Annotated in this window: 29 protein-coding genes and 1 tRNA gene; 8 read left to right on the forward strand and 22 right to left on the reverse strand. The window is 65.4% G+C overall.

The genetic code is table 11. The annotated features are described in order from the left end of the window. The first annotated feature begins 58 nt into the window (after nucleotides 1-58). The gene (gene scpB, locus V5734_RS09950; RefSeq protein WP_347313611.1) at nucleotides 59-637 is read left to right on the forward strand and encodes an SMC-Scp complex subunit ScpB; all 579 of its coding nucleotides are present in this window, start codon (nucleotides 59-61) and stop codon (nucleotides 635-637) included. A 14-nt stretch (nucleotides 638-651) separates the two neighbouring features. Further along, nucleotides 652-852 (forward strand): hypothetical protein, encoded by a 201-nt coding sequence (locus V5734_RS09955; RefSeq protein WP_347313342.1) that lies wholly within the window; start codon nucleotides 652-654, stop codon nucleotides 850-852. Between the two features lie 11 nt (nucleotides 853-863). On the opposite strand, the gene V5734_RS09960 is transcribed toward V5734_RS09955, so the two are convergent. The 8 genes from V5734_RS09960 to V5734_RS09995 form a co-directional block, all read right to left on the reverse strand. Beyond that, nucleotides 864-1,946 (reverse strand): 2'-deoxycytidine 5'-triphosphate deaminase, encoded by a 1,083-nt coding sequence (locus tag V5734_RS09960; protein WP_347313343.1) that lies wholly within the window; start codon nucleotides 1,944-1,946, stop codon nucleotides 864-866. Nucleotides 1,947-2,003: 57 nt separating this feature from the next. Beyond that, a tRNA-Pro gene (locus V5734_RS09965) sits at nucleotides 2,004-2,081 on the reverse strand. 90 nt (nucleotides 2,082-2,171) lie between these two features. Continuing rightward, the gene (locus V5734_RS09970; RefSeq protein ID WP_347313344.1) at nucleotides 2,172-2,975 is read right to left on the reverse strand and encodes a MerR family transcriptional regulator; all 804 of its coding nucleotides are present in this window, start codon (nucleotides 2,973-2,975) and stop codon (nucleotides 2,172-2,174) included. Between the two features lie 11 nt (nucleotides 2,976-2,986). Then, nucleotides 2,987-3,289: an integration host factor subunit alpha gene (gene ihfA / locus V5734_RS09975; protein WP_347313345.1), complete on the reverse strand. Its 303-nt coding sequence runs from the start codon at nucleotides 3,287-3,289 to the stop codon at nucleotides 2,987-2,989. Nucleotides 3,290-3,377: 88 nt separating this feature from the next. After that, on the reverse strand, nucleotides 3,378-4,352 hold the full coding sequence (locus tag V5734_RS09980) for a beta-ketoacyl-ACP synthase III (RefSeq protein WP_347313346.1): 975 nt from the start codon (nucleotides 4,350-4,352) through the stop codon (nucleotides 3,378-3,380). Beyond that, nucleotides 4,349-5,470 carry a phosphate acyltransferase PlsX gene (plsX, locus tag V5734_RS09985; RefSeq protein ID WP_347313347.1) on the reverse strand — a complete coding sequence of 374 codons (1,122 nt, stop codon included), beginning with the start codon at nucleotides 5,468-5,470 and terminating at the stop codon, nucleotides 4,349-4,351. Before plsX ends, V5734_RS09980 begins: the two co-directional genes overlap by 4 nt. A gap of 24 nt (nucleotides 5,471-5,494) precedes the next feature. Further along, nucleotides 5,495-5,701, reverse strand: a complete 207-nt coding sequence (gene rpmF, locus V5734_RS09990; protein ID WP_347313348.1) for a 50S ribosomal protein L32 — start codon at nucleotides 5,699-5,701, stop codon at nucleotides 5,495-5,497. A 177-nt stretch (nucleotides 5,702-5,878) separates the two neighbouring features. Continuing rightward, complete coding sequence (locus V5734_RS09995) at nucleotides 5,879-6,430, reverse strand: YceD family protein (protein ID WP_347313349.1); 552 nt, start codon at nucleotides 6,428-6,430, stop codon at nucleotides 5,879-5,881. Nucleotides 6,431-6,543: 113 nt separating this feature from the next. On the opposite strand from V5734_RS09995, the gene V5734_RS10000 reads away from it, so the two are divergent. Beyond that, nucleotides 6,544-7,005, forward strand: a complete 462-nt coding sequence (locus tag V5734_RS10000) for an outer membrane protein assembly factor BamE (protein ID WP_347313350.1) — start codon at nucleotides 6,544-6,546, stop codon at nucleotides 7,003-7,005. Nucleotides 7,006-7,050: 45 nt separating this feature from the next. Here the strand turns inward: V5734_RS10000 and msrB are convergent, their stop codons facing one another. Beyond that, nucleotides 7,051-7,446, reverse strand: coding sequence for a peptide-methionine (R)-S-oxide reductase MsrB (gene msrB / locus V5734_RS10005; RefSeq protein ID WP_347313351.1), 396 nt, complete (start codon nucleotides 7,444-7,446; stop codon nucleotides 7,051-7,053). Between the two features lie 107 nt (nucleotides 7,447-7,553). Between msrB and V5734_RS10010 the strand changes: the two genes are divergently transcribed. Next, nucleotides 7,554-8,315 carry a GNAT family N-acetyltransferase gene (locus tag V5734_RS10010; protein WP_347313352.1) on the forward strand — a complete coding sequence of 254 codons (762 nt, stop codon included), beginning with the start codon at nucleotides 7,554-7,556 and terminating at the stop codon, nucleotides 8,313-8,315. A 37-nt stretch (nucleotides 8,316-8,352) separates the two neighbouring features. Beyond that, nucleotides 8,353-9,399: a fatty acid desaturase gene (locus V5734_RS10015; RefSeq protein WP_347313353.1), complete on the forward strand. Its 1,047-nt coding sequence runs from the start codon at nucleotides 8,353-8,355 to the stop codon at nucleotides 9,397-9,399. A gap of 109 nt (nucleotides 9,400-9,508) precedes the next feature. On the opposite strand, the gene V5734_RS10020 is transcribed toward V5734_RS10015, so the two are convergent. The 3 genes from V5734_RS10020 to V5734_RS10030 are packed head-to-tail and all read right to left on the reverse strand — an operon-like array spanning nucleotide 9,509 to nucleotide 11,730. Then, the gene (locus V5734_RS10020) at nucleotides 9,509-10,468 is read right to left on the reverse strand and encodes a methyltetrahydrofolate cobalamin methyltransferase (RefSeq protein WP_347313354.1); all 960 of its coding nucleotides are present in this window, start codon (nucleotides 10,466-10,468) and stop codon (nucleotides 9,509-9,511) included. A gap of 15 nt (nucleotides 10,469-10,483) precedes the next feature. Next, nucleotides 10,484-11,407: a methylenetetrahydrofolate reductase gene (locus V5734_RS10025; protein WP_347313355.1), complete on the reverse strand. Its 924-nt coding sequence runs from the start codon at nucleotides 11,405-11,407 to the stop codon at nucleotides 10,484-10,486. Nucleotides 11,408-11,433: 26 nt separating this feature from the next. Next, on the reverse strand, nucleotides 11,434-11,730 hold the full coding sequence (locus tag V5734_RS10030; RefSeq protein WP_347313356.1) for a virulence factor: 297 nt from the start codon (nucleotides 11,728-11,730) through the stop codon (nucleotides 11,434-11,436). A 292-nt stretch (nucleotides 11,731-12,022) separates the two neighbouring features. On the opposite strand from V5734_RS10030, the gene V5734_RS10035 reads away from it, so the two are divergent. After that, nucleotides 12,023-13,135, forward strand: a complete 1,113-nt coding sequence (locus V5734_RS10035) for a Ppx/GppA phosphatase family protein (protein WP_347313357.1) — start codon at nucleotides 12,023-12,025, stop codon at nucleotides 13,133-13,135. A gap of 100 nt (nucleotides 13,136-13,235) precedes the next feature. After that, entirely contained in the window at nucleotides 13,236-13,976 is a 741-nt protein-coding gene (locus tag V5734_RS10040) for an RlmE family RNA methyltransferase (RefSeq protein ID WP_347313358.1), read from the forward strand. 6 nt (nucleotides 13,977-13,982) lie between these two features. On the opposite strand, the gene V5734_RS10045 is transcribed toward V5734_RS10040, so the two are convergent. The 7 genes from V5734_RS10045 to V5734_RS10075 form a co-directional block, all read right to left on the reverse strand. After that, complete coding sequence (locus V5734_RS10045) at nucleotides 13,983-14,462, reverse strand: Hint domain-containing protein (RefSeq protein WP_347313359.1); 480 nt, start codon at nucleotides 14,460-14,462, stop codon at nucleotides 13,983-13,985. A 600-nt stretch (nucleotides 14,463-15,062) separates the two neighbouring features. Then, nucleotides 15,063-15,968, reverse strand: coding sequence for an HAD-IIA family hydrolase (locus tag V5734_RS10050; RefSeq protein WP_347313360.1), 906 nt, complete (start codon nucleotides 15,966-15,968; stop codon nucleotides 15,063-15,065). After that, nucleotides 15,968-16,786, reverse strand: a complete 819-nt coding sequence (gene phnE, locus V5734_RS10055) for a phosphonate ABC transporter, permease protein PhnE (RefSeq protein ID WP_347313361.1) — start codon at nucleotides 16,784-16,786, stop codon at nucleotides 15,968-15,970. Before phnE (V5734_RS10055) ends, V5734_RS10050 begins: the two co-directional genes overlap by 1 nt. Further along, nucleotides 16,786-17,598 (reverse strand): phosphonate ABC transporter, permease protein PhnE, encoded by an 813-nt coding sequence (phnE, locus tag V5734_RS10060; RefSeq protein WP_347313362.1) that lies wholly within the window; start codon nucleotides 17,596-17,598, stop codon nucleotides 16,786-16,788. Before phnE (V5734_RS10060) ends, phnE (V5734_RS10055) begins: the two co-directional genes overlap by 1 nt. Continuing rightward, on the reverse strand, nucleotides 17,595-18,383 hold the full coding sequence (phnC, locus tag V5734_RS10065; protein WP_347313363.1) for a phosphonate ABC transporter ATP-binding protein: 789 nt from the start codon (nucleotides 18,381-18,383) through the stop codon (nucleotides 17,595-17,597). Before phnC ends, phnE (V5734_RS10060) begins: the two co-directional genes overlap by 4 nt. A gap of 57 nt (nucleotides 18,384-18,440) precedes the next feature. Further along, nucleotides 18,441-19,415, reverse strand: a complete 975-nt coding sequence (gene phnD / locus V5734_RS10070; protein ID WP_347313364.1) for a phosphate/phosphite/phosphonate ABC transporter substrate-binding protein — start codon at nucleotides 19,413-19,415, stop codon at nucleotides 18,441-18,443. 57 nt (nucleotides 19,416-19,472) lie between these two features. Next, nucleotides 19,473-20,168 carry an HAD family hydrolase gene (locus V5734_RS10075; RefSeq protein WP_347313365.1) on the reverse strand — a complete coding sequence of 232 codons (696 nt, stop codon included), beginning with the start codon at nucleotides 20,166-20,168 and terminating at the stop codon, nucleotides 19,473-19,475. Between the two features lie 44 nt (nucleotides 20,169-20,212). Between V5734_RS10075 and V5734_RS10080 the strand changes: the two genes are divergently transcribed. Continuing rightward, a complete protein-coding gene (locus V5734_RS10080; RefSeq protein WP_347313366.1) occupies nucleotides 20,213-21,019 on the forward strand; it encodes an inositol monophosphatase family protein in 807 nt (268 codons plus the stop codon). Between the two features lie 19 nt (nucleotides 21,020-21,038). On the opposite strand, the gene V5734_RS10085 is transcribed toward V5734_RS10080, so the two are convergent. Genes V5734_RS10085 through V5734_RS10095 form a run of 3 tightly spaced genes read right to left on the reverse strand, consistent with a single transcriptional unit; the run spans nucleotide 21,039 to nucleotide 25,313 of the window. Then, on the reverse strand, nucleotides 21,039-22,106 hold the full coding sequence (locus V5734_RS10085; protein WP_347313367.1) for an ABC transporter ATP-binding protein: 1,068 nt from the start codon (nucleotides 22,104-22,106) through the stop codon (nucleotides 21,039-21,041). Beyond that, the gene (locus V5734_RS10090; RefSeq protein ID WP_347313368.1) at nucleotides 22,106-24,319 is read right to left on the reverse strand and encodes an ABC transporter permease; all 2,214 of its coding nucleotides are present in this window, start codon (nucleotides 24,317-24,319) and stop codon (nucleotides 22,106-22,108) included. The genes V5734_RS10085 and V5734_RS10090 overlap by 1 nt, the downstream gene beginning before the upstream one ends. A 4-nt stretch (nucleotides 24,320-24,323) precedes the next feature. Continuing rightward, nucleotides 24,324-25,313, reverse strand: coding sequence for an ABC transporter substrate-binding protein (locus V5734_RS10095; RefSeq protein WP_432759678.1), 990 nt, complete (start codon nucleotides 25,311-25,313; stop codon nucleotides 24,324-24,326). Between the last annotated feature and the right edge of the window lie 123 nt (nucleotides 25,314-25,436).

Below are 25,436 nucleotides of genomic sequence, written 5' to 3' on the forward strand. Positions count from 1 at the left end.
GACGAGCACCGCCGAGAAGAGCCTTTTCGAGGCGCCGCCCATCGCCGAGCAGGAGCGCATGGTGGAGGCCATCCTCTTCGCCTCCGCCGATCCTGTGACGGTTGCCGAGCTGGAGGCGCGGATGCCGCATGGCGCCGACCCGGCGGAGGCGCTGGTGCATCTGCGAAAGCGCTACGAGGGGCGCGGCGTGCGGGTCGTCAAGGTCGGCGACGCCTGGGCGATGCGGACGGCCCCCGATCTTGGCTTCCTGATGCAGAAGGAAACCGTCGAGACCCGCAAACTCAGCCGCGCGGCGATCGAGACGCTGGCGATCATCGCTTATCACCAGCCCGCAACGCGGGCGGAGATCGAGGAGATCCGCGGTGTCGCGGTCAGCCGCGGGACCGTCGACCAGTTGCTGGAGCTTGAATGGATCCGCTTCGGCCGACGGCGGATGACGCCGGGCCGGCCGGTGACCTATGTCGTCACGCAGCAATTCCTCGACCATTTCGGCCTTGAGTCGGCGCGCGACCTGCCGGGGTTGAAGGAGCTTCGGGCGGCCGGGCTTCTCGACAATCGTCCGCTGCCGGGCAGCGCGGCCCTGCCGGACGACGAGGCGGAGGACCAGATCGGGCAGAGCGAGCTCTTCGAGGATTGAGAGGGCGTTGGAATATGAACCTGAACCGTCTTCTGAACATCGTGATCAACACGGTCGTGCGCCGCCTGGTCAATTTCGGTATCAACAAAGGCGTCGGCTACGCGAGCCGCAAGGGCGGCGCGAAGACTGCGGATCACGGACAGGCGCGCGATGCGCGGGCGCTGGCCAAGCGCGCCCGGAAGGCGGCGAGGATCACGCGGCGGCTCGGGCGGTAGAAGGCCGCGCGTTACGCCGCCCGGAAGTGCTTGGAGAGCTTGAGGCCCTGTCCCTGGTAGTTGGACGCGATGCCGGCGCCATACATCCGGTCCGGGCGCGCGGCCATGCGTTCGTAGACCAGCCGCCCGACGACCTGGCCATGTTCCAGCACGAAGGGGGCTTCGTGGCAGCGCACCTCCAGCACCCCGCGCGATCCGGCGCCGCCGGCTTCCGCCCAGCCGAAACCGGGATCGAAGAATCCGGCGTAATGGACCCTGAATTCGCCGACCATCGCCAGATAGGGGGCCATTTCGGCCGCGTAATCGGGCGGGATCGTCACCGCCTCGCGGCTGACGAGGATGTAAAAGGCGCCGGGGTCGAGGATGATCCGCGCCTCGGTGGTCCGGACCTCCTCCCAGAAATCCGCAGGCGCGTAATGGCCGATAAGGTCGAGGTCGATTACCCCGGTATGCGGTTTGGCGCGGTAGCCGACAAGGTCACCCTCGGCCGGCTTCAGATCGACCGAGAATCCAAGACCGTCCGAAATCAGTGCTGTCCCGGAGACCAGTTGATCGCGCCGGTGCAGGTCGCCGAGTTCGGCGTCGGAGAGAACTGCCTGCCCCTGCCGGAAGCGGATCTGGTTGAGCCGCATCCCCGGCCGGACGAGGACCGAGAAGGACCGGGGGCAGATTTCCGCGTAGAGGGGGCCGGAATAGCCGTCCGGAATGCGGTCGAATTCCTCGCCGCCATCGGCAATGGTCCGGGTGAGGAGGTCGAGCCGCCCGGTCGAGCTTTTCGCATTGGCGACGGCGGTAAGGCCGCGCGGCAGCGAGAGACGCTCCATCAGCGGCACGACATAGACGCAGCCCTTTTCGAGCACGGCGCCCTCGCGCAGGTCGACCCGGTGCATCTCGAACTCGGCGATGCGGTTCTGAACCGTGCGGCCCTTGCCGGCAAGGAAGGAGGCGCGGACGCGGTACGCAACATGCCCAAGGCGCAGATCAAGGCTCGCCGGCTGGACCTGCGCATCGGTCACGGCGGGATCGGCGGCGATTGCGCCCTCCGCGATCATCCTGCGGATCGCCCCGTCGGCAAGAACGCCGGTGCCGGTCATCTGCACGCTCCTGACATGCGAACGCCCACCCCGCGAACGGAGTGGGCGGTTCGGTGATGGTCGGGCCGGTGAGATTCGAACTCACGACCTTCCGCCCCCCAGACGGACGCGCTAACCAGGCTGCGCCACGGCCCGACGCTGCGCGGTATAGGCCGATTGGCGGGGCGGGGGCAAGCGCCAAAACGCAATCCGGAAGCGATGAAAATTCGGGCCACGGATCGGGGCTTACTTCTGCGCGGGCCGGTCGCTTTGCGCCAGACGTTCCTTGAGGTCGACGAGCCTGAGATAGACCGAGGTCAGCTCGCTCCTCTTGTCGCGCGCGCGCAATGCATCCATCGCCCGCAGCATCGCGGCGGCGGGGGGATTGGTCGGGGCGGGTCGTGGCGCCACGATCGGCTGGTCGGCGCGCGGGCGCGCCGCAGTGTCGTTGCCAAGGGGAAGGACATTGTCGGCCGTTCCCTTGGGCAGCGTCGGAACATCGACCTGCATCGGCGCCTCGGGCGCGCGGCGCTGGCGGTCGAGTTCGTCCCGACGCTCCGCCCCGGGCGAGACCGCGGGCCGCGATGGCGGTGGCGTGGTGGCCGTAGGCGATGCTTCGGCGTCGTCTTCGGGATCGGGCACGAGGTCGTCGCCGTCGGCCGCCGCGTCCGGCGAGGGCGCGGCCGGCCAATGGCCGGCCTCTGGCTGGGACGCCGCCGCCGGAATCGTCGCGGACTTGGCCGCTTCGGAGGTATCGGCCCTGTCGCCCCGCGTGATGTCGACATCCGAGAGGCTCGCGACGTGGCGCACGCCCTGTTCCTTCAGGATCTTCTGAACCCCACGGATCGTCAGCCCGTCCTCGTGGAGAAGCTTCTTGATGCCGCCGAGAAGCGCGAGATCGGTGGGCCGGTAGTACCGGCGCCCGCCGGCGCGCTTCACCGGCTTCACCTGCGAGAATCGGCTTTCCCAGAACCGTAGGACATGCGCGGGCGTATCCAGGTACTCAGAGACTTCGCTGATCGTGCGAAAGGCCTCGGCCGATTTCTCCATGACGTGGGGCCTCAGCTTCTGTTGCCTGCCGCGACGCGGTCTTTCATCAGATGCGAGGGCCGGAAGGTCAGGACCCGCCTGGGGTGGATCGGAACTTCGTCGCCGGTCTTGGGGTTGCGGCCGACGCGGGCCGCCTTGTCGCGCACCGAGAAGGTGCCGAAAGACGAGATCTTGACCGTCTCGCCGTCCACCAGAGCGTCCGACATGTGTTGCAGGACACCTTCGACCAACTGCGCCGATTCATTGCGCGAAAGGCCGACTTCGCGGAAAACCGCTTCGCTCAGATCCATGCGAGTCAACGTCTTTTCGGTCATCTCGTCCCCCTGTTGTTTGGGGGAGGATGGTCGGATTAAATTTCCGAGTCAATATCAATGGCTTGGGGAGGGGCTTTCAAGCGGGATTTCACCACCTGAGAACGACCGACCCCCAGCTCAGCCCGCCGCCGATCGCTTCGGTGACGAGAAGGTCGCCTTGCTTGATCTGTCCACGCTCCTTGCCGACCGACAGGGCGAGGGGGATCGACGCGGCCGAGGTGTTGCCGTGATCCTGCACGGTGACGACGACACGCTCCATCGGGACCTGCATCCGGTTCGCCGTGGCGCTGATGATGCGCAGGTTCGCCTGATGCGGCACGATCCAGTCGACATCGCCACTGGTCAGCCCCGCCTTGTCGAGCGCGGCATGTGCCGTCTCGGCCAGTTTCTCGACCGCGTGGCGGAAGACCTGGTTGCCCTGCATCCTCAGATGGCCCGCCGTGCCGGTCGTGGAAACGCCGCCATCGACGTAGAGAAGCTCCCGGTGGCTGCCGTCGCTGTGAAGGTCGGTCGCGAGGATGCCCCGGTCGTCCGGACGGCCGGTGCCGGTCGCCGCCTCAAGCACCACGGCGCCGGCGCCGTCGCCGAAAAGGACGCACGTCGAGCGGTCGGTGAAATCGAGAATGCGGCTGAACGTCTCCGCCCCGATGACGAGAATCCGCCTTGCCTGCCCGGAAAGGATCAGGGCGTTGGCATTGGCCAATGCGAAGACGAAGCCGGCGCAGACCGCCTGCACGTCGAAGGCAAAGCCTTTTTTCATGCCGATCTTCGCCTGAACCATCGTCGCGGCGGAGGGAAAGGTCAGGTCGGGCGTCGAGGTCGCGACGATGATCGCGTCGAGATCGTCCGCCGACATGCCGGCATCGGACAGAGCCGCTGTCGCGGCCTTGGCGCCAAGGTCGGACGTCGTTTCGCCATCGGCGGCGAAATGGCGCTGCTCGATTCCGGTTCGCGCGCGGATCCATTCATCGGTGGTGTCGACCCGTGCCTCGAACTCGGAATTCGGCACCACGCGCTCGGGCAGATAATGCCCGACGCCCCGGACCACGGCACGGATTGTCATGAATGTGTTCCGCCTGCTTCACCAACTTGCGCGGCATCCTGCCCCGCCTGCGCGGCAGAGGCAACCCGTGCCGCGAGGCGTTCCTGGAAGCCGGACTTGGCGAGTTTGAACGCGAGCTTGATCGCCGCCGACACGCCGGTCTCGTCGGCCGAGCCATGCGACTTGACGATCGTGCCGTTCAGCCCGAGGAAGACACCGCCATTCTGCCGCCGAGGGTCGATCCGGGCCTGCAACCGGCGCAGCGAGCCAAGCGCGAGAAGCGCGGCGAAGCGCGAAAGGATGCTGGCGTTGAACGCCTCCTTCAGGAAGTCGCCGACGAGTTTCGCCGTGCCTTCCCCGGTTTTCAGGGCGATATTGCCGGTAAAGCCATCAGTCACGATCACATCGACGCGGGCAGAGGGCAGATCCCCGCCCTCGACGAAGCCGGCATAGTCGAAGCCGCCGGTCTCGGTCGCCGCCTGAATCAGATCCTGGGCCTGCTTCAACTCGGCCCGGCCCTTGTGATCTTCGGTCCCGACATTCAAAAGCCCGATCCGTGGCCGGTCGATGCCAAGCCCGTTACGGGCGTAGGATGCGCCCATCAGCGCGAATTGCAGAAGGTCGGGCGCGTCGGCCTTGATGTCGGCTCCGACGTCGAGCATGAGGTTGAAACCGCCGGGATTTCGTGACGGCCAGAGGCAGGCGATGGCGGGCCGGTTGACGCCGGGAAGTTTCCGCAGCCGGATCACCGAAAGCGCCATGAGTGCCCCGGTATTGCCGCAGCTTACCGCGACGGTCGCTTCCTTGTTGCGCACGCTTTCGATCGCCGACCACATCGACGTGCCTTCGCCGTGGCGCATGACCTGACCGGGCTTGTCGTCCATCGTGACGACGCCCGCCGCATGCCGGATCGTGCAGCGGCCGGCGAGTTCCGGGCGCTTGCCGACAAGCTGCGCCAGTTCGGCTTCGGGGCCATGAACGATGAATTCGATCTCGGGGTTTCTGACGGCGGATTCGGCCATGCCGGCGACGACGGCCGACGGCCCCCGGTCACCGCCCATCGCGTCGACGGAAATAACGATACGGCCCGAGGTCCCGTGTCCGGGGGCCTCGGGCTGCATGGCATTCGGTGACGGCATCGCGCCGGCCGTTCGGACGCGGCCTTACGCCGCGTCTTCGTCCAGGTCGACTTCGGCGGTCTGGGCGACGATCTCGCGGTCATTGTAATGACCGCAGGCGCCGCAAACGTGGTGCGGACGCTTCAGTTCGCCACAGTTCGGGCATTCGTTCGGATTCGCGGCGACCAGAGCATCGTGTGCGCGGCGCATGTTGCGGCGGGACCGCGTGGTCCGGTTCTGAGGGACAGCCATGTCTCAACCTCGGGCTATTTGGGGCCGTGGCCCGGTTTTCCTGGGGTTTCGTCACAGGTTGCCGCAAAGCGACCGGGTGCGAACCCAACGTTCAAGCGAGGCCGGGAACATACTGCGATTCCGCGCGGGCGCAAGTCTTTTCTGGCGCTGCGGAGGCAGGGTCGATCCCGACCGCGATCATTCGTCCCTATCGGCCTTTTTCATGAGATCCGCAAGCCCCGCGAAGGGCTTTATCGCGTCGTCGTCGAGCGGTTCCGCGCCCGGTGCGGCCGCCGTCATGGTGCCGAGTTTGGCACCATCGGCGCGGGGATAGGCCGGCAGCGCGAGGGCCAGCGCCTCGACCAGGATGGCGCCGAGGTCGATGGTCTCGGGCAGGGGTTCCAGGCTGTCGTCTTCCGGCATCTCAACCTCGTCGCCTTCGGGCTCAGGCATGTCGGACAGGAAGCGCCGCACCACCGCTTCGTCGATTTCGATCGTGACGGGGGCAAGGGTGACGATACAGGCTTGCGTGACCGTCGCCGTCAGCCGGGCGTCGAGCGTCCAGTCGTGCCGGCCCGCGGGGCGCAACTCTCCCTGAAGGCGCGCCATCTCGACGGACAGGATGTCGAGCGCCGCCGCGATCCGCGCCCGCGCCCCGGCATCGGGGGCAATGTCGAACCGCGTCGGTTTTCGTCCGGCGAGTTCGGTGACACGGACGGGATGCGAAAAGGGCGGGGCGTCGAACGTCATCTGCGGCTCGCGTTCAGGGGACCAGTTCGGGCAGGGTGCTTCGTCCTTGAAGGACCGGCCCGGCATGTTGTAAGCGGGATAGAAGGCTTGAGGCGTCAAGGCAAGAGGGTGGTATGGGCAGGCTCGGTTTCGGGGTAAGGCGCGGCGCGGTCGTGCTGCTGCTGATGGCGCTTTCCGCCTGCACCGCACTCTACCAGAACCACGGCTACGTTCCGCGCGATCAGGATCTTGAAAAGATTGTCGTCGGAGATTCCACGCGGGAGGACGTCGCGCAAGCGGTTGGCCGGCCGTCCTCGACCGGGCTGCTGACCGGTGGGGCCTGGTACTATGTCGGCAGCCGCTTCCGTCATTACGGTCCGCGCGAGCCTCAGGAGATCGACCGCGAGGTCGTCGCGATCAGCTTCGACGAGGGCGGGACGGTCGAGAATGTCGAGCGTTTCGGGCTGGAGAACGGCCAGGCGGTGGTGATCTCGCGCCGGGTCACGGACAGCAACATCAAGGGCCTCGGCTTCCTGCGTCAGCTTCTGGGCAATATCGGCAATATCAGCGCCGGGCAGCTCCTGAACGACACTTGACCGGCGGCGTTCGCAGGGGCGGTGTCCCGGCCCCGGCATGTGCCATCATTCCTTCGGCCGGTGCGTCAACGCCACGCCATTGACGCAGTAGCGCAGGCCCGTCGGTTTCGGCCCGTCGGGGAAGACATGGCCGAGATGGGCGTCGCAGGCGGCGCAGTGGACCTCGGTCCGACGCATGAACCAGCTCCGGTCCTCGGTTTCTCCGATCGCGTCGGCGTCCATCGGCCGGTAGAAGCTGGGCCATCCGGTGCCGGAATCGAACTTGGTTTCGGAGTCGAACAGCGGCGCGCCGCAGCAGACGCAGTGATAGGTTGCCGGCCCCTTGGGGAAATCATCGTGGGTGAACGCCCGCTCGGTGGCGTGTTTGCGTGTGACCTTGTAGGCAAGGTCCGAGAGTTGTGACTGCCATTCCTCATCGGTCTTGTGGATCTTCGCAGCCATGACATTCCCTCATTTCTTTGTCGTTTCGCCATCCGGATCGGATAGAGTGTTGCTCGGGCTGAATGTAGGCGGCGAAACGGTTCCCGCCAAGCCGGAGAACGCTCACGATGCGGGCATTCAGGGCAGGCCGCTACGAGGCGCGCCTCGCCGAGACAGAAGACGACATCCGGCGCGCCCAGGGCCTGCGCTGGCGGGCGTTCCGGGCGGCGAGAGGCCGTGGCAAGGTGGTCGCGACCGACGCGGATTCCTTCGACGCGATCTGTCGTCATGTGCTCGTCGAGGACAGGTGGAGCGGCGCGCCCGTCGCGGCGTTCCGGCTGCTTGACCTGAGGAACGGGGCCGAGGCGGGGCGCAGCTATTCCGCGCAGTTCTACGACCTTTCGGCGCTTGCGGCCTATCCCGGCCGGATGGTGGAGATGGGGCGCTTCTGCCTCGATCCGGAGTGGCACGATCCCGACATCCTGCGCGTCGCCTGGGGCGCGATGGCCCGCCATGTGGACGAGGAACGGGTCGAGATGCTGTTCGGGTGTTCGTCCTTTCAGGGCACCGATGTCGAAGCGCATCTCGACGCGTTCGCACTTCTCTGCGCCCGGCATCTTGGGCCGGAGCGCTGGCTGCCGAAGGAAAAAGCGCCCGATCTCTTCCGCTTTGCGGCGCGGCTTCGCGGACGGGTCCCGGACCGCCGGCGGGCCATGCAGGGCCTGCCGCCGCTTCTTCGGTCCTATGTGGCGATGGGCGGCTGGGTCAGTGATCATGCCGTCGTCGATCCCGACCTCGGGACGATCCATGTCTTCACCGCGCTTGAGGTCAATCGAATTCCCGCCGCGCGGGCCCGGACACTGCGCGGGGTTGCGGAATCCTGTCTTTAGTATATCGGAACACCCGTCAGGCAGGAGCTTCCCGGGCGTGAGAAACAAAGAAACGGCGCGGAAATGCGCGAACCCATCCGATCAACCCGCGCGGCGCTGGGTGCAGGTGCTTGCACGCTACCGCGAACCGCGAACCGGACGCAGCATTTTCGAACTCGGAGTCACGCTGATTCCGTTCTTCCTGATCTGGGCGCTGGCATGGTGGGCGCTTTCGGTCAGCCTCTGGCTCGCGCTTGGCCTTGCGGTCCTGAACGCGGGATTCCTGGTGCGGATCTTCGCGATCCAGCACGATTGCGGCCACGGCGCCTTCTTCCGGAACCGGACGGTGAGCGACTGGGTCGGGCGGGCGCTCGGTGTGCTGACGCTGACGCCTTACGACGTCTGGCGGCGCACGCATTCCGAGCATCACGCCTCGGCGGGTAACCTCGACAAGCGCGGGATGGGCGACGTGACGACGCTGACGGTCGAGGAGTACCGCGCGCTGACGCCGTTCGGACGGTTTCGCTATCGGCTCTACCGGCACCCGCTTGTCCTTTTCGGTCTGGGGCCGAGCTACCTGTTCCTTCTGCAGAACCGGCTGCCGATCGGGTTGATGCACTCCGGCGCCCGCTACTGGACGAGCGCGATGGCGACGAATGTCGCGATTGCCGCCGCATTGGCGCTGATCATCTGGTTCGGCGGCGTGATGCCTGTCCTGATGGTTTTCCTGCCGACGTCGATTATCGCCGGTGCGGCCGGGGTCTGGCTGTTCTACATCCAGCACCAGTTCGAGGAAGCCTATTGGGACAAGGATACCGACTGGGATCTGCATGACGCAGCACTTCACGGCAGCTCGCACTACGTCCTTCCCGGTGTCCTGCGCTGGATGACGGCGAATATCGGGATTCATCACGTCCATCACCTCTACAGCCGTATCCCGTTCTACCGGCTGACCGAGGTGCTGCGCGATCACGCGGATTTGGCGCAAGCCCAGCGGATGACGCTACGCGAAAGCTTCGAATGCGCGAGGCTGCACCTCTGGGACGCGCGCGAGCGGCGGCTTTTGTCCTTCTCGCAGGCGAAGCGGCTTTACGGGCCGGTCTGAAGGGGCGCGGCCCCCTGACGAGGTCGGGCGCGTCCCAAAGCTGAATGTCCGAAAAAAGAAAAACCCCGCGTTGCGCGGGGTTTTTTGTCATCCCTTTGGCTCTTGCCGATCAGCCGCGGGCACGGCGGCCGCCGCGGCGGCCCGACGCGGCGCTGGTCTGGCTGGCGGAGGCTTCGGCGAAGCTCATGCCGCCCTCCACCGCTTCCAGGACCTTGGCGAAGCGGATCCACTCGCCGCCATTGGCGTCGTGGTTCATCAGGAAGTTGGCGGCGCGGATCGCCTCCATCTCCATCTGGCGGACCGGGTTCATGATCGCCGAGGTCATGCCGGCGCCGATCGCCATCGGCAGGAAGGCGGCATTGATGCCGTGACGGTTCGGCAGGCCGAACGAGATGTTCGAGGCGCCGCAGGTCGTGTTGACACCAAGCTCATCGCGCAGGCGTTTCACCAGCGCGAAGACCTGACGGCCGGCGGTGCCCATCGCGCCAACCGGCATGACGAGGGGATCGACCACGATGTCATGCGCGGGAATGCCGAAATCGGCGGCGCGCTGCACGATCTTCCTGGCCACTTCGAAGCGGACATCCGGGTCTTCGGAAATCCCGGTGTCGTCGTTGGAGATCGCCACGACCGGCACGTTGTACTTCTTCACCAGCGGCAGGACGAGTTCCAGCCGATCTTCCTCGCCCGTGACCGAGTTCAGAAGCGGGCGTCCCTCGGCGGCCGCGAGCCCGGCCTCGAGCGCACCCGGAACCGACGAGTCGATGCACAGCGGCACATCGACCAGCCCCTGGACGATGTTGATCATCTTCGTCATCAGCGGCGGTTCGGTTTCGTTCGGGTTCGGGTTGGAGTTGTAGACCACGCCCGCGTTCACATCGAGAACCATCGCGCCGCAGGCGACCTGCTCCAGCGCGTCCTTCTCGACGGTGGAGAAATCGCCGGCCTCCAGCTCGGCCGCGAGTTTCTTGCGGCCCGTGGGGTTGATCCGCTCGCCGATGACGCAGAACGGCTCGTCAAAGCCGATGACAACGGTTTTCGATTTCGATTCAAGGACGGTGCGGGTCATACTTCCCTCAATTTCTTAGGATTGCGCGGCCGGAACGGTGGACTTGCCACCATTCTCGATGGCCCAGGTGGCGTTGGTCTTGATCCCGCCGAGCGGGAAGAAATGCACGGCCTCGATGCCGAAATCCGGATTCGCGGCCTTGTGCGCGGCGAGTTCGGACACGACCTCGGTCGGCTCGTAGGGCAGGAGCAGCTTTGTCACGTCCATCGCCCGCTTCTGCAGCACCTTGAGCGAGGGGCCGACGCCGCAGGCGATGGCAAACTTGATCAGGGTCTGGAGCTTCGCCGGGCCGGCGACACCGATATGGACCGGCAGCTTCACGCCTTCGGCGTTCAGCCGGTTGACCCAGGAGATGACCGGTTTGGCGTCGAAGCAGAATTGCGTGGCCATCGCCATTTTCGCGTCCGTGCGGTTCGCGAAATCCTGTTTCCAGCGCGCGGCTTCCATGACCATCTTGTCCGACCCGTCAGGGTCGATGTCGCGATTGCCTTCGGGGTGGCCGGCGACATGCAGGCGCTCGAACCCGCCGAAGAGGCCGGTCTCAAGAAGCTGCATGGACGAGTTGAACTCACCCACCGGTTCGGCAACGCCGCCGGCGAGCATCAGGCCCTGCTTCACGTCGGCCTCGCCCTGATAGCGGGCGATCCAGTCGGCGAGCGTCGCCTTGTCCTTGACGATCCGCGCCGGGAAGTGCGGCATGACCGGGAAGCCCTCGGCGTTCAGCCGCTTCGCCGTCACCACCATGTCCTCGATGGGTGTGCCTTCGATATGGGCGATGTAGACCCGCGTTCCCGCAGGCAGCAGGTCGCGGAAGCTCTCGACCTTCTCGGCGGTGCGGGGCATCACCTCGATCGAATAGCCTTTCAGGAAGGCCTCGACCGGGGCCGATACGCCGGCGGGGGCCGGGGTTTCCTTGCGGCGGAAGTTCAGAAGCGCCATTGCCGTCCTCCAAAAACGATTGGGTATCACGCCCAGCCATCATTCGCGATGAGCGTCTTGAGACGCTCGGTGTCGTATTCCGCGTCGATCCGCGCGGCTTCGGCCGCGGCCACTGCGGCATCCTCGCCCGCGACCTCGACCGGGGGCGCCTTGCGCCATTCGGCCAGATAGGCATCGGTCCCAGCCGCGCCGGTCTTCATGGCGCAACGGTCGATCGCCTGTTCGAACCGCTCCGGCAGCGGTTTCTTCACGCCTCGGCGACCCTTGCCCACGATGACCTGGGCCGGAATGTCGCGCCAATAGACGATGGTCACATCTGCCATGACGATTCCTCTTTTCTGGCGCCCTCAATACTCCCGGTTTCACGACCGCCGATGACGTTTTTCGACATTGTGCGCGACCGGAGCGACCTACGTTTCATGGATAGCGCGAGCGCGCCCTCGATGCCACAGCGCGGGTTGCCCGCGAATGCCAAAAATCTTCATGAAGACCATGAGCCGCGCGGCCGACCTGCCCGGAGGATCGCAAATATCGCGGCGGGGCAGCGCCACGTCGCTTGCACGGATGCGGTAGCGGCACTAGATTGGACCCAACATCATATCGGAGGGCGCGAATATGGCGCCCAGGCGTCCCGGAGGTGCGGGCGCGTTCCCGAGATCGGTCGAGCCGCCCGGCACCCCAAGGCCAGATTCCGCGCAGCTTTATGCGGCGCTGGATCTTGGAACAAACAGTTGTCGCATGCTGATTGCCCAGCCGAAGGGCAGTCAGTTTCATGTCGTGGACAGCTTCTCCAAATCGGTTCAACTCGGCCAGGGCCTCGAGGCGTCGGGGCGGCTCAGCCGGTCTTCGATGTCGCGGACGGTTCAGGCACTTCAGATCTGCCGCCGCAAGATCGAGCAGCACGAGGTGAAGCGGATGCGGCTCGTGGCGACGGAAGCCTGCAGGCGTGCCAAGAATGCCGGCGAATTCCTGCGTCTCGTCGCCCGGGAAACCGCCCTGCCGCTGGAGATCATCCAGCCGGAGGAAGAGGCGCGGCTGGCCGTCGTGTCCTGCGCCCCCCTGGTCTCAACCAAGACCGAGCAGCTTCTGGTCGTGGATATCGGCGGCGGCTCGACCGAGCTTGTCTGGATCGACCTCTCCGCCGTGCCGCGAAGCGAGCGTCCGCGGGCGATCATGCGGCTTCATGCCGGATTTCACCCACCGGAGAGCCCGTTCCCGGCGGCGAAAGTGGTCGACTGGATTTCTGTGCCGCTTGGCGTCGCGACGCTGAAGGACCAGTTTTCGGATGTCGAGGACGACGCGGCGCGCTTCGCGCTGATGAGCTGGTACTTCGAGGAGAACCTGTCGGATTTCTCGCCCTACAATGCCTCGCAACCGCGCGAGGGGTTCCAGATCATCGGCACGTCCGGTACCGTGACCACGGTCGCGGCGAGCCATCTGGGGCTGAAGCGCTACGACCGGACCAAGGTCGACGGGCTCAGGATGACCTCCGACCAGATCGACCGGGTGATCCGCGACTATCTCAGCATGGGGCCGGCGGGGCGGCGCAACGATCCCCGGATCGGCCGTGACCGGCATTCGCTGATCATGTCGGGGGCCGCGATTCTTCAGGCGCTCATGCGGATCTGGCCGACCAACCGACTCTCTGTCGCGGACCGTGGTCTGCGCGAGGGTCTGCTTTATGCGCAGATGTCGGCGGATGGCGTTCTGGAAGACGGACCGTTCTGATCGTCAGGCACTCTCGCACGATTGCGGCCCGGGCGTATTTTGCTTAACTGGGCCAACGAAAAAGGGCGGGGTGCGGCGGGACGTGCCCGGGCGGAGTGACATGGCAAAGACACCTTCGGGCAAGACATCGGGACGCGGGCAGCGCGACCTCCGCGTTAGGGTGAAGACCGCGAAGGGCCGGAAGCTGTCCTCGACGCTCTGGCTGGAACGTCAACTCAACGATCCTTATGTGCAGCGGGCGAAGAAAGAGGGCTATCGCGGCCGCGCGGCCTTCAAGATCCTCGAACTGGACGACAAGTTCCGCTTCCTCGTCCCCGGCGCGCGGGTCGTCGATCTCGGCTGCGCGCCGGGCGGCTGGTGCCAGGTCGCGGTGGAGCGGGTCAACGCCCTTGGCCAGAAGTCCGGCAAGAAGGTGGGCCGCGTGCTCGGCGTCGACCTGCAGGAGGTCGAGCCGATCGCGGGGGCGGAGATCCACCAGCTCGATTTCCTGTCCGACGATGCCGACGAGAAGGTGAAAGCCTGGCTCGGCGGCCGGGCCGACGTCGTCATGTCTGACATGGCGGCGGCCTCGTCGGGCCACAAGGGCACCGACCACCTCCGCATCGTCGCCCTGTGCGAGGCGGCGGCGCATTTCGCTTTCGATGTTCTGGAAGAGGGCGGCACCTTCGTCGCCAAGGTCCTCGCGGGCGGCGCCGAGAACGAATTGCAGGCGCTTCTGAAGCGGGCGTTCACCAAGGTCGCGAATGTGAAACCGCCTGCAAGCCGGGCGGACAGTTCGGAAAAGTTCGTTGTGGCGACGGGCTTTCGTGGCGTGCCCGACGCGAAGGACGTCGAGGAGTGATCCCGCTCAGGGACTGACGCTGACGCAAAGGCCTTCGACCATCACGGCGGCCGGGGCCGCGCAGTGGAAGACATAGTAGCTGATCAACATCTCGGGCTGCCGCATGATGCCCGGCTTGTCGGTGAGGTCGCGCGCCCGGCGGAAATCCTGCTGGAACTGGCCGGGTGCGACATTCACCACCTGATGCGGTGAAACGATCACGTCCCGTTCCGGCCTCCCGTTGCCGAGGGCGCCGGCGCTGATGCGGACCGGAAGCGCATCGGGATTGGCATGAAGGAAATCTTCTTCGAGCTGGATGCAATCGATCCAGTCGACTGTGGCGAGTGTGCCTTGGACGGTGCGCAGCGGATCGCGCCGGCGCAGGGCCTGGATCGGCAGGTCGCCGAACGAGGTCGTGACCCGCGCGCTTCCGCAAAAGCCGGGAAGGGTCCAGCGGATCGGTTCTTGACGGGGGGGGCGGCGACCCGGCTCGGACCGGGTCGCCATTCCTGCGGGCTTCAATACCGTGCCCGACGCACTCGTTGAAATATTGTTGTGTTCCATTCTTACCTACTAAACCTTTCACACTCACGCATACCCACATACACTCGCATGCCGGGGCGGAGCTGCGCGCCCCGACATGGAGATGCTGGCCGACGGGAAAGGTGCCGGCCACACTCGTACGATCAAACCAAAGACACTCACATAACCCGTCGGCAGTTGCGCCGCCGACAAGACGGTAAACTACGGGTGAATCGGGCCGGTCTGTGGCGTATTTTTTCCGAAATCGGGCAAGGTTAATGCCTGCCGCACGGCGTGACTTAACCTATGCGTGTGCGATAACGGGGTGGCGGAAACAATGCGGGGGCCAAACCGGAGATCCGCGTTCAGGGGCGGTATTCTTGCTGTTGGATTGTTCACAGGCCGCTGCGACGAACTAACCTTAAAGATGTATTAGATTATGGCGGAATTGCCCAAATGCGCCGTCTACTTATTGGAAACACAGCGTTTTTCCTGAAATCCGGGCGCGGGAAGCCCGGAAGTCCGGTCCCTTGGCGGGCGGAGTCCGACGGGACGACTCACCTTTCATCGGGCAGATGCCGCCGATCAGATCGCGTGCATGACGAAATCAGGCACGATCCCCGACGCCTCCATCGCCGTTCGCGGGTTCAGCCCCAGAAGCGCGCCATGCCCGGTGACGAGCGCGGTCCTGAGGCCCGCCGCGGCACCGCCGAGGATGTCGGTTTGAAGCGTGTCGCCGACCATGATGATCCGCCGGGGGCGCACGCCGGGCAACCGCGACAGCGCAAGGTCGAAGACATTGCCGAAGGGCTTTCCGAAGAATTCCGGCTCGATCCCCGTGGCGTCTGCGATCCGGTGGGCAAAATAGCCGGGTTCATGCGTCAGGCCATGTTCGCGCGGGGCGACGAGGTCGGGGTTTCCGACGAGGATAGGCCGGGGCCGCCGTTCAAGGCTCCTGAGCAGGAGCTGCTGCCGTGCTTCTGTCCACTCGCCGGAGCCGAAAAGCAGGAACGCTTCGGCAGCCTCGTAGGCGTCGGGGTCGTCTTCAAGGAACTCCGCGTCGAGATGCTCGATCCCTTCACGCCCCTCCGCGCGCGGCGCCATCATGCCCCAGCGCCGTCGTGGCTGGGTTTCGAGCGCCGACAGCAATGCGTCTCGGGAGGAGATCACATCCTCTGCCGTGAAGTCGAAGCCGATCCGGCGGTAGCGGTCGAGCAGCACGCGCTTGCAATAGCTCGCCGCGTTCGAGACGACGATCACCCGCTTGCCCGCCCGTCGAAGCACATCGACGGTTTCACGCGCGCGGGGGATCGCGCGGTTGCCGACATTGAGGACGCCGAAGGCGTCGAGGAGGAAGGCGTCCGCCTCATCGCTCAGGGCGACGAGGGTCTCCACCTCTCTTGGCGCCTGCGGAAAGGCAGCGCCGGGAAGGCGGTGGCGCACCGCCTCGTAGGCCGCAAAGGCGGCGGCGGCGTCGGTTCCGGTCCGCATCAGATGATCGCGCCCCTGACCTTGGCAGAGACCCATTCGGAGACGACGACCGCGAACAGGATCACCAGAAGAATCAGCGAGACCTGCGGCCAGGCGAGCGTGTTCAGCGACGCCTGAAGCTGCAACCCGATACCGCCCGCGCCGACAAGGCCGAGAACGGTCGACTCGCGGATATTGATGTCCCAGCGGAAGACCGCGACCCCGGCGAAGGCGGGCAGGATCTGCGGCACGATCCCATAGGCCATGACCTGCATCGGGCTGGCGCCCGTCGCGCTGACGGCCTCCACCTGCGACTTGTCGATTTCCTCGATCGCCTCGTAGAGCAGTTTCGCGCAAAAGCCGATGGAGCGGATGGCGATGGCGATGATGCCGGCGAACACGCCGGGCCCGATGATCGCGATGAGGAGAAGCGCCCAGATCAGCGAGTTGATCGAGCGGGTCGAGACGATGATCAGCAGTGCTATGGGCCGCACGAAGCGGGTCGAGGGGGTCGTGTTGCGCGCGGCGAGGAACGCGACCGGCACGGCGAGAAAGAGCGCGCCGATCGTGCCGAGGGTGGCGATGTTCAGCGTGTCCCAGATCGGCCACCAGAGCTTGTCCATGTAGCTCCAGCGTGGCGGCGTGGCCCGGTCGAGGATGTCGCCGGCGATGGCGGGCGCATCCCACACGAAGAACCACGTGGTGGCGTCCGATATCTGTTTCCAGCACACGAGGAAGATCGCCGTTCCGGTGAGCCATGCCGCCCAGCGGATCAGGCTTTCGTTGCGGGTGCGAAGCTGCCAGACCTTCTGTCCGGCGGAGGAGCTTGTGACCGGCATTACTGAACCCTCGCCCGGATGATCCCCGACAGGTATTCAAGCGCCATGACCGTGCCGATGATCAGAAGAAGGATCGCCGCCGCCGTGTCGAACTCGTAACGATCGAACGCGGTGTTGAGCGTCGCCCCGATGCCGCCCGCGCCGACAAGGCCGAGGATCGCGCTTTCGCGGAAGTTGATGTCGAGCCGGTACATCGACAGCCCGATGAGGCGCGGCATGACCTGCGGCTGGACACCGTAGTTGATCCACTGCATCCAGCTCGATCCCGTGGCGCGGATCGCCTCGGCCTGGACCCGGTCCATGCTCTCGATATCTTCGGCCAAGAGTTTCGACAGGAAACCGATGGTCGCGAAGCTGAGCGTCAGGAACCCGGCGAGCGGGCCGAAGCCGAAGATCGCGACGAGGAGGATCGCCACGATGACTTCCTGCAAAGCGCGGCTGATCGCGACGATGCCCCGGCAGACGACGTAGACGGGCAGGGGTGCGATGTTGCGCGCGGCCCCGAGGCCAATGGGGATCGAGATCAGGATGCCGACGACAGAGGCGGCGACCGTCATGATGACGCTCTCAAGCATCCCGTCGCGGATATCGCCCCAACGGGTGAGGAAATCCGGCGTCGCGAAAGAGGCGATGAAAGCCGCGCCACGGTCGAGGCCTTCCCAGACCCGGCTCCAGTTCACCTTGATCGAGGCGATGGCGAGGACGAGATAGATGACCGCGCCGGCAGCCAGAGACCATCGCAGCCAGGCGCGCTTTATCAGCGGCGGTTTCTTCCAGGGGCGGCCGAGGCGGGTGTCGAGGGCTGTGTTCATGCCGGCACCTCCTCGTCTTCCTCGATCTTGCGGATCGTGGCCTGCCAGTCTTCCTCGCCATAGATCGTGGTCAGCACGTCGGGCGTCAGCGCCTCGGGCGCGCCGTCGAATTCGACCGCGCCGAAGCGCAGCCCGATGACTCGAGAGACGAACATCTGGGCGAGCGCCACGTCATGGATGTTGATGATCGCGGCAAGCCCGCGTTCGGCGCAAAGCTCGCAGATCAGCCGCATGATCTGGCGCGAGGTCTTGGGGTCGAGGCTGGCGGTCGGTTCGTCGACCAAAAGGAGCGCCGGGTTCTGGATCAGCGCCCGGCAGATGCCGACCCGCTGGCGCTGGCCGCCCGAGAGTTCGTCAGCGCGCTTGTCGGCCATCTCCACGAGGCCCACGCGGTCAAGAAGCCGGAACGCCTCGTCCACGTCCGATTGCGGATAGTGCCGGGTGAAGCTGCGCCAGAAGCCGACATAGCCGAGCCGGCCGGAAAGCACGTTCTCCATCACCGTCAGCCGTTCGACGAGTGCGTATTCCTGAAAGATCATCCCCATCCGCCGCCGCTCGCGGCGCAAGGCGGTGGCGCCGAGCCCGCTCAGTTCCACATCGCCGAGCCAGACCTTGCCGCTGGTCGGTTCGACCAGCCGGTTGATGCAGCGTATGAGAGTCGATTTGCCCGCGCCCGACGGTCCGATCAATGCGAGGACCTGCCCCTTCGGCACCTCCAGATCGACCGCCTTCAATGCCTGATCGCCGGTGCGATAGGTCTTGGTCAGCTTTTCCAGCTTCAGCATGCCTGCCCCTATGTCTTGCAAGAGAGGCGGCGACCCGGAGGCCGCCGCCGGTCCGGATCATTCGCAGGCGTAGCTGACGCCGTTGGCCGCGTCGATCTTGCGGATCACGTCCCAGAAATCCTTGTAGTTCATCTCAAGGAACTGGCCTTCGCCGGACTTCTCGAACTCCGTCTGAAGGGTGGTGCCGTCCCAGTTGAAGTCGAAGAAGGCTTGCCGGATCTGCTCCTGAAGCTCGGGCTTGAGGTTGTAGACGACGCCGAAGCCGGTCGTCGGGAAGGTCTGCGACTTGTAGATCGAGACGACCTGATCCGGGGTGATGACGTCGCGCTCGATCATGCGGGCCATGACCGAGTTGGCGATGGCGCCGGCGGGGTAGTCCTTGTTCGCCACGCCAAGGATCGTGTTGTCGTGCTTGCCCGAGAACACCGGCTCGAAATCGCGGCCGGCGATCATGTCGTAATCGGCCTTGAGGATTGCCGAGGGCGCCTTGTAGCCGGAATTCGAGGTTTCGGACGAAAAGGCGAGTTGCTTGCCCTTGATGTCCTCGACCTTCTCGACCCCGGAACCGGGATAGGTGATGATCTCCATCTCGTAGCCGAAGCCGCCGTCGAGGCTTGCCATGATGGTGAAGGGACGGAAGCCGGCGCAGTTCACGGCAAGCGGATTAGAGCCGGTATTGAAGCCCGCGATGTGCAGGCGGCCCGAGCGCATCGCCTCGATCTGGGCGGCGTTCGACTGGACGGGGAAGAAGATGACCTTCTTGCCGGTCTTCGCTTCGAGATGGGTGAGGAAATCCGACCAGGCGGTCTTGTAGACGGCGGGATCCTCGACGGGCGTGTAGGCGAAGATCAACTCGTCGGGGTCGATCTGCTGGGCCGGGTCGGTGGGGATATCGGCGACCAGGTCGCCGTCGACGTCGCAGAAGCGTTCGTCGAGATCGCCGCGCGGACAATCTTGCGCGGCGGCTGGCAATGCCGTCCAGGCGAAGGCGGCGGCGACGGCCACCGATGAAAGCAGCTTGGATAGGGTCATTTTCTCCTCCTCGTTGGTTGGTCTTTTTTGAATAAAGGTGCCGGCGAACCGGCGGGGCTAGTCGCGTACTCCTGTTGCTGTGGCGAGGGCGGGGGGCAGATCTGCATAGATTTCGGCGCGGATCTGGCAGAAATCGTAGGCGGGGCCGGTGCAGCCGGGGCCGACGGCGACGGTGAATAGCCCGGCGCCGGTGGCGGAGCGGGCGCCGGCCACGGAATCCTCGACCGCGAATGCGTCTTCGGCGGCGAGACCGAGCGTTCTGAGCGTCGTCACGAAGGGAAGAGGGTCGGGCTTGCCGACCGGCAGTTCGGCACCGGATACCGACAGTTCGACGATGTCGCGAAGGTCGAGCATCTCCAGCGCGCCGTCGATATGCCGGCGCGGCGACGACGAGCAGACCGCGATCCTGCGACCCGCCTCGGCGTGGGAAAGAAGCCAATTGCGGGCTCCCGGCACCGGTTCGCGCAGCCGGTCGAGCCAGAGATCGGCCTCCGCGCCGATCTGGTCGCCGATGACGCGGCGCATCTCGGGCGTCAGCGGCATCCCGAAGAGTTCGTCGAGAAAATCCTTCAACCCCCGCCCGACATGGGCGTCGAGCAGCGCACGGCTGGGGCGCTTGCCGTAGCGCGCCGTCACTTCGATCTTCGCCTGTTCCCAGACATGCTCGCTGTGCACGAGTGTGCCGTCGAGATCGAAGATCGCCGCCCGGAATCGCGTCGGGTCGAATATCGCGTCTCGCGCAGGCGTGGTCATGCTGCTAGCCTCGCCGTGACACGAGCGGGTGAACGGGGACGGAAATGAACGCGGACGACATCGACAGAAGATACGCCGAAGCACGCCGCATCGCGCAAGAGGCAGGTGCTCTCGCGCTCGATTATTTTCGGCGCTTCGACGGGTTGACGGTCGAGGTCAAGAGCCATCAGGACTTCGTGTCCGAGGCCGACAAGAACGTTGAGGCCTTCGTGCGCGGGGAAATTGCCGCCGCCTTCCCCGAAGACGGCATCGTCGGGGAGGAGGACGCGCCGAAGCCCGGGACGAGCGGGTTCACCTGGGTGATCGACCCGATCGACGGCACGACGAACTTCATCCACGGGATTCCCGGCTGGACGGTGGTCCTGGCCGGCGTGGTCGGCAAAAGGACCGAGGTCGGCGTCATCCATGACCCCAACCACGACGAGACCTACCATGTCCGCCGGGGCGGGCCGGCCTTCTGCAACGACCGCAGGATCGGCGTTCTCCGCGGCCGTGACATCCGGACCGGATCGGTTGGCGTCGGCTTTTCCGGGCGCACGCGCGCGGGCGGGATCAAGCGGCTCGTCAACGAGATCATCGGTGCCGGCGGCGTCTTCTACCGCAACGCGTCCGGCGCCCTGTCGCTGGCCTATGTCGCGAGCGGCAAGCTTCTCGGCTATGTCGAGGAGCATATGAACGCCTGGGACTGTCTTGCCGGCCAGCTTCTGGTGGCGGGCGCCGGGGGCGTCGTCGAGGATCAGGATGCCGCCGACATGGTGGCGCAGGGCGGTCGGGTGATCGTCGGCACGCCCGAGGTCTTCGCCGATCTCGTCGTGATCGCCGAACGGTCCTATGCGGACGGCGCCGACTGATCGGCGGATTTCGGACAGCTCAGACATCGGCGACCAGAACCGGGCCGGATTCCGAAAGGCCGATGGCGACCGTGTCGCCGGCGGTATAGGGGTTATCTATATTGTCGCTGACCGCGAAAATGCGGCCGAAATCGCCGGCCAGCGAATATTCCATGCGCGCGCCGACATAAGTGACCTTCTCCACCGTGGCGGGAAGACCGGCGCCCGGCACGATCCGCACACGCGAGGGCCGGATCGCCAGCGTCGCCTTGCCGGGCCGAAGCCCGCGCGACGGCAGGCGGTGACGCATGGCGCCGACGGCGATCTCGGCACTGTCGCCCTCGACAGACACGATCTCGCAGGCGACAAGATTCGCCTCGCCGATGAAATCCGCGACGAACGTGTCCGCCGGCGCGTCGTAGAGTGCGCGCGGCGGCCCGATCTGGGCGATGGCGGCGTTCCGCATCACCACGATCTCGTCCGAGACGGCGAGTGCCTCTTCCTGGTCATGGGTGACATAGACCACCGTGAGGCCGAGGTTCTGCTGGATCTCGCGGATCTCCTCGCGGACATGACGGCGAAGCTTGGCGTCGAGGTTCGAGAGCGGCTCGTCGAAGAGAAGTACCTGCGGTTCGAGCACCAGCGCCCGCGCGACCGCGACGCGCTGCTGCTGGCCGCCCGAAAGTTCGGACGGCAGCCGGCCGCCATAACCGTCGAGCCCCACCAGCGACAGGCCGGCCGCGGCGCGCTCCGCCGTTTCCGTCTTGGAGAAGCCGGAGAACTTCAGCCCGTAGCTGACATTTTCCATCACGGTCATATGTGGGAAGAGCGCGTAGGACTGGAACACCATCGACACGTCGCGGTCGGTCGCGGGCAGGGTGGTCACATCCTTGTCGCCGATGAGGATCCTGCCCCTCGTCGCCATCTCGAGGCCCGCGATCATCCTGAGCGTCGTCGTCTTGCCGCAGCCCGAGGGGCCGAGAAGCGTTACGAGACGGCCGGTCGGGATCGTCAGGCTGACATCGTCCACCGCCACCACGTCCTTGCCATAGACCTTCGTTACGTTCTCGAAAACGACCGAGGCGGCCTTGGAGCTTGTATTGGCCATCATCCCCCTCCCTGTTCGTGGGCGAGCCTGCGCCCGATCTTCGTGCGGCCGACGAGGAGCTGGAGCAATCCGACCGCCGCGAGCATCACGAAGATGAGCGCGGTCGAATAGGCGATGGCCAGACCGTAATCGTTGTTCTCGACCCGGCCGATGATGTAGCTCGTCGCCATGTCGTAGCGGGCGGAAACGAGAAAGATCACCGCCGAGATCGCCGTCATCGCGCGGACGAAGGAATAGACGAGCGCCGCGAGGATCGCGGGGCGCAGAAGCGGCAGGATCACCCGGCGGAATGTCTGCCAGCTGTTGGCGCCGAGGGTCAGGGAGCTTTCATCGAGCGAGCGGTCGAGCTGGCTCATCGAGGCGATGCCGGCGCGGACACCGACGGGCATGTTGCGGAAGATGAAGCTGATGACGAGGATCAGGCCCGTCCCTGTGATCTCGATCGGCGGCACGTTGAAGGCGAGGATGTAGCTCACGCCGATGACGGTGCCGGGGATCGCGAAACTCAGCATCGTTCCGAATTCGAAGCTGCGTTTTCCGGCGAAGTCCTGACGTGTCAGCAGGTAGGCGGTGATGAGACCGACCGCCGCCGTCAGCGGGGCGGCGACGGTCGAGATCAGCATCGTCGTCCAGAAGCTGTCCCAGGCCGAGCCGGTCCAGCGGATGCCGCCGTCGTCGAGGCGGATCGAGAAGGCGGTGAGGTAGTGCTTGAAGGTCAGCGTATTGTCGACGCCCCAAAGCTGCACGACCGAGCCGTAGAGGATCATCCCGTAGATCACGACCGTAAAGGCCGCCCAGAGCGCGGCAATCGCATAGACGGGAATGGCCAGCCCTTTGGGCATTTCGGGGTGGACGCCGGCATCCCCCTTGCCGGTGACCGTGGTGTAGCTTTTCCGGCCGAGCCAGAAGCGCTGGATGTAGAAGGCGGCGAGCGTGAAGCCGAGAAGGACGATGGCCAGCACCGCCGCCCGCCCCTGATCGTATTGCGCGCCGACGATGGCGAAGAAGATCTCGGTCGAGAGGACATCGTAATTGCCGCCGAGCACCAGCGGATTGCCGAAATCCGCCATGCTCTCGATGAAGCCGAGCAGGAAGGCATTCGCGAGCCCCGGCCGCATCAGCGGCAGCGAGACGGTGCGGAAGGTCTGCCAGCGGTCGGCCCGGAGCGTCTGCGCGGCCTCCTCCATCGAGGGCGAGACGCCTTCTACGACCCCGATCAGCACCAGAAAGGCGATCGGCGTGAAGGCGAGAACCTGCGCGATCAGGATGCCCGGCAGGCCATAGACCCAGCGGGTAGGGCGGACCCCGATCAGGTCGGCGACCCATGTCGTCACCGCGCCCGAAAGACCGAAGAGCAGGATGATGGCAAGGCCGATCACGAAGGGGGGGGTGATGATCGGCAGCACCGTGAGCGCCCTGAGCCCGCGCTTGAAGCGGAAGCCCGAGCGGGTGAGGACCAGCGCGAAGACGAGGCCGAGAAGCGTCGTGAGGAGGCCGACGAGCACGGCGAGGAACAGAGAGTTCCACGCCACCCCGCAGCGCGCACCCGTCAGGCAGCCCAAACCCCAGATCCGGTCGTCGAAGAACTTCCCGAGGAAGGTGAGGATGGAATAGCTGCCCTCTTCCGTGATGAACGCCGCCACCATCAGTTTCGCGATGGGAAAGAAGACGAAGATCGTGACGACCGCGATCACCCCGCCGATAGCCCCCGTTACGAACACATCGCCGTTGATCGCGCCGCGCGCGGCGATGCCTTGCGTGAAGAGAAACAGAAAGGCCGAGGCGACGATCAGCGCGCCATAGCCCATCCCGTATTGCCGGTCGCCGAGCGGGCCGAACAGGGCCTCGAGCCAGCCCGCGCTCCAGCCGCGGATGCCGATGCCGAGCCCTTGAGCCGTGAGCCAGGCAAAGCCGAATCCGCCGGCGGCCAGGAGAACCTTCGCGAAGACGGGATCGGTCTTGCGCCGCCGCAGGATCAGGACCGGTGCGATCAGCGCGGGCACGAGCGGCAGGAGCCAGAGTTTTTCGCCCTGCGCCAGAAGGAAGGCCGCGGGCGCATAGTCGGTATCGACCGGCCAGCCGTCCACGAGCCACTCGAATTGCCAGAAATCCTCCACCCCGTACCAGGGGAGCAGGGAGAACCCGACCCACCCGGCGATGATCCAGAAGATCAGGACCGGGTGGGTGGTCTTTTCAGACGTGATATCCCGCAAAGACTTATTGGGGCAGGGTGGAGACGTCGCTATCCCACTTGGCCAGAAGCCGCTTGCGCTCGTCGCTCGACCCGTAGGTCTTGAAGTCGTAGTCGATCAGCTTGATCGAGGCGAGGTCGGGTGCCTTGTCCGAGGTCTGGGCGTTCTTGTTCGACGGCACCTGGAAGGCATTGACCTGCAGCGCGAGGTTCTGCGCATCCGCAGTCAGCGCCCAGTCGTAGAACTGCTTGGCCTCGTCCATGTTGCGCGCGCCGGCGATGATCGACATTGACCCGATCTCGTATCCGGTGCCCTCGCACGGGGCGACGGTGACGATCGGGAACCCGGCCACCGTCTGCGCGACGGCGTCATGCATGAAGACGATGCCGATCGTGGTTTCGCCCTGTCCCGCAGCCTTGATCGGAGCGGAGCCGGACTTGGTGTACTGGTTGATGTTGGCATGAAGCCGCTTCATGTAGTCGAAGCCGCCATCCTCGCCAAAGAGCTGCACCATCGTGGCCAAAGTCGTATAGGCGGTGCCCGACGAATTCGGGTTCGCCATTTGGACCTGCCCTTTGTATTCGGGCTTGGTCAGGTCTTCCCAGCAAGCCGGTGCATCGAGGCCATTCGCCTTCAGAAGGTCGGAGTTGTAGCCGAAGCCGAGCGCGCCAGAATAGATCCCGATCGTGCGATTGCCGGCGCTTTCGGCCTGGGCGATGGCCCAGGGTTGAAGTTCGGCGCGCATCGGGCTTTCGTAAGGCTCCGTCAGCCCCTCTTCGGCCGCCTGGAGGTGCGGATCACCGGTTCCGCCCCACCAGACGTCGCCCTTGGGGTTCGAGGCCTCGGCCTTCACCTGCGCGAAAGTCTCACCGGAGGATTTCCGGGTCATGTCGACATCGATCCCGGTGGCATCCTCGAAGCCGCGGGCCATGACCTGGCACCACTCCTCCTGGGCCGCACAGTAAAGACTAAGCTTGCCGGCCGCCTCGGCCATACCGGCCGAAAGCGCGAACATGGATACTCCGACGACTATGTGCCGCATTGGCTCCTCCCATTGTAAATTTTTTGTAACAGTTTTTTGACAGGCTATGCGCGCGCCGCAATCGGGGCAACCGAATTTTCTTCTGAATGGTCAAAA

The organism is Defluviimonas sp. SAOS-178_SWC (assembly GCF_039830135.1).
Taxonomy (GTDB): Bacteria; Pseudomonadota; Alphaproteobacteria; order Rhodobacterales; family Rhodobacteraceae; genus Albidovulum.

Coding starts and splice junctions, on each gene's coding strand:
- V5734_RS10085 (WP_347313367.1), bottom strand. CDS start 22,106: ATGGCCAATACAAGCTCCAAGGCCGCCTCGGTCGTTTTCGAGAACGTA.
- V5734_RS09955 (WP_347313342.1), top strand. CDS start 652: ATGAACCTGAACCGTCTTCTGAACATCGTGATCAACACGGTCGTGCGC.
- rpmF (WP_347313348.1), bottom strand. CDS start 5,701: ATGGCTGTCCCTCAGAACCGGACCACGCGGTCCCGCCGCAACATGCGC.
- phnD (WP_347313364.1), bottom strand. CDS start 19,415: ATGACCCTATCCAAGCTGCTTTCATCGGTGGCCGTCGCCGCCGCCTTC.
- phnE (WP_347313362.1), bottom strand. CDS start 17,598: ATGAACACAGCCCTCGACACCCGCCTCGGCCGCCCCTGGAAGAAACCG.
- V5734_RS10020 (WP_347313354.1), bottom strand. CDS start 10,468: ATGACCCGCACCGTCCTTGAATCGAAATCGAAAACCGTTGTCATCGGC.
- V5734_RS10035 (WP_347313357.1), top strand. CDS start 12,023: ATGGCGCCCAGGCGTCCCGGAGGTGCGGGCGCGTTCCCGAGATCGGTC.
- V5734_RS09970 (WP_347313344.1), bottom strand. CDS start 2,975: ATGGAGAAATCGGCCGAGGCCTTTCGCACGATCAGCGAAGTCTCTGAG.
- phnC (WP_347313363.1), bottom strand. CDS start 18,383: ATGCTGAAGCTGGAAAAGCTGACCAAGACCTATCGCACCGGCGATCAG.
- msrB (WP_347313351.1), bottom strand. CDS start 7,446: ATGGCTGCGAAGATCCACAAGACCGATGAGGAATGGCAGTCACAACTC.
- V5734_RS09980 (WP_347313346.1), bottom strand. CDS start 4,352: ATGACAATCCGTGCCGTGGTCCGGGGCGTCGGGCATTATCTGCCCGAG.
- V5734_RS10010 (WP_347313352.1), top strand. CDS start 7,554: ATGCGGGCATTCAGGGCAGGCCGCTACGAGGCGCGCCTCGCCGAGACA.
- V5734_RS09995 (WP_347313349.1), bottom strand. CDS start 6,430: ATGACGTTCGACGCCCCGCCCTTTTCGCATCCCGTCCGTGTCACCGAA.
- ihfA (WP_347313345.1), bottom strand. CDS start 3,289: ATGACCGAAAAGACGTTGACTCGCATGGATCTGAGCGAAGCGGTTTTC.
- V5734_RS10080 (WP_347313366.1), top strand. CDS start 20,213: ATGAACGCGGACGACATCGACAGAAGATACGCCGAAGCACGCCGCATC.
- V5734_RS10075 (WP_347313365.1), bottom strand. CDS start 20,168: ATGACCACGCCTGCGCGAGACGCGATATTCGACCCGACGCGATTCCGG.
- V5734_RS10040 (WP_347313358.1), top strand. CDS start 13,236: ATGGCAAAGACACCTTCGGGCAAGACATCGGGACGCGGGCAGCGCGAC.
- V5734_RS09960 (WP_347313343.1), bottom strand. CDS start 1,946: ATGACCGGCACCGGCGTTCTTGCCGACGGGGCGATCCGCAGGATGATC.
- plsX (WP_347313347.1), bottom strand. CDS start 5,470: ATGCCGTCACCGAATGCCATGCAGCCCGAGGCCCCCGGACACGGGACC.
- V5734_RS10050 (WP_347313360.1), bottom strand. CDS start 15,968: ATGCGGACCGGAACCGACGCCGCCGCCGCCTTTGCGGCCTACGAGGCG.
- phnE (WP_347313361.1), bottom strand. CDS start 16,786: ATGCCGGTCACAAGCTCCTCCGCCGGACAGAAGGTCTGGCAGCTTCGC.
- V5734_RS10000 (WP_347313350.1), top strand. CDS start 6,544: ATGGGCAGGCTCGGTTTCGGGGTAAGGCGCGGCGCGGTCGTGCTGCTG.
- scpB (WP_347313611.1), top strand. CDS start 59: ATGGTGGAGGCCATCCTCTTCGCCTCCGCCGATCCTGTGACGGTTGCC.
- V5734_RS10095 (WP_432759678.1), bottom strand. CDS start 25,313: ATGTTCGCGCTTTCGGCCGGTATGGCCGAGGCGGCCGGCAAGCTTAGT.
- V5734_RS10030 (WP_347313356.1), bottom strand. CDS start 11,730: ATGGCAGATGTGACCATCGTCTATTGGCGCGACATTCCGGCCCAGGTC.
- V5734_RS10045 (WP_347313359.1), bottom strand. CDS start 14,462: ATGGCGACCCGGTCCGAGCCGGGTCGCCGCCCCCCCCGTCAAGAACCG.
- V5734_RS10025 (WP_347313355.1), bottom strand. CDS start 11,407: ATGGCGCTTCTGAACTTCCGCCGCAAGGAAACCCCGGCCCCCGCCGGC.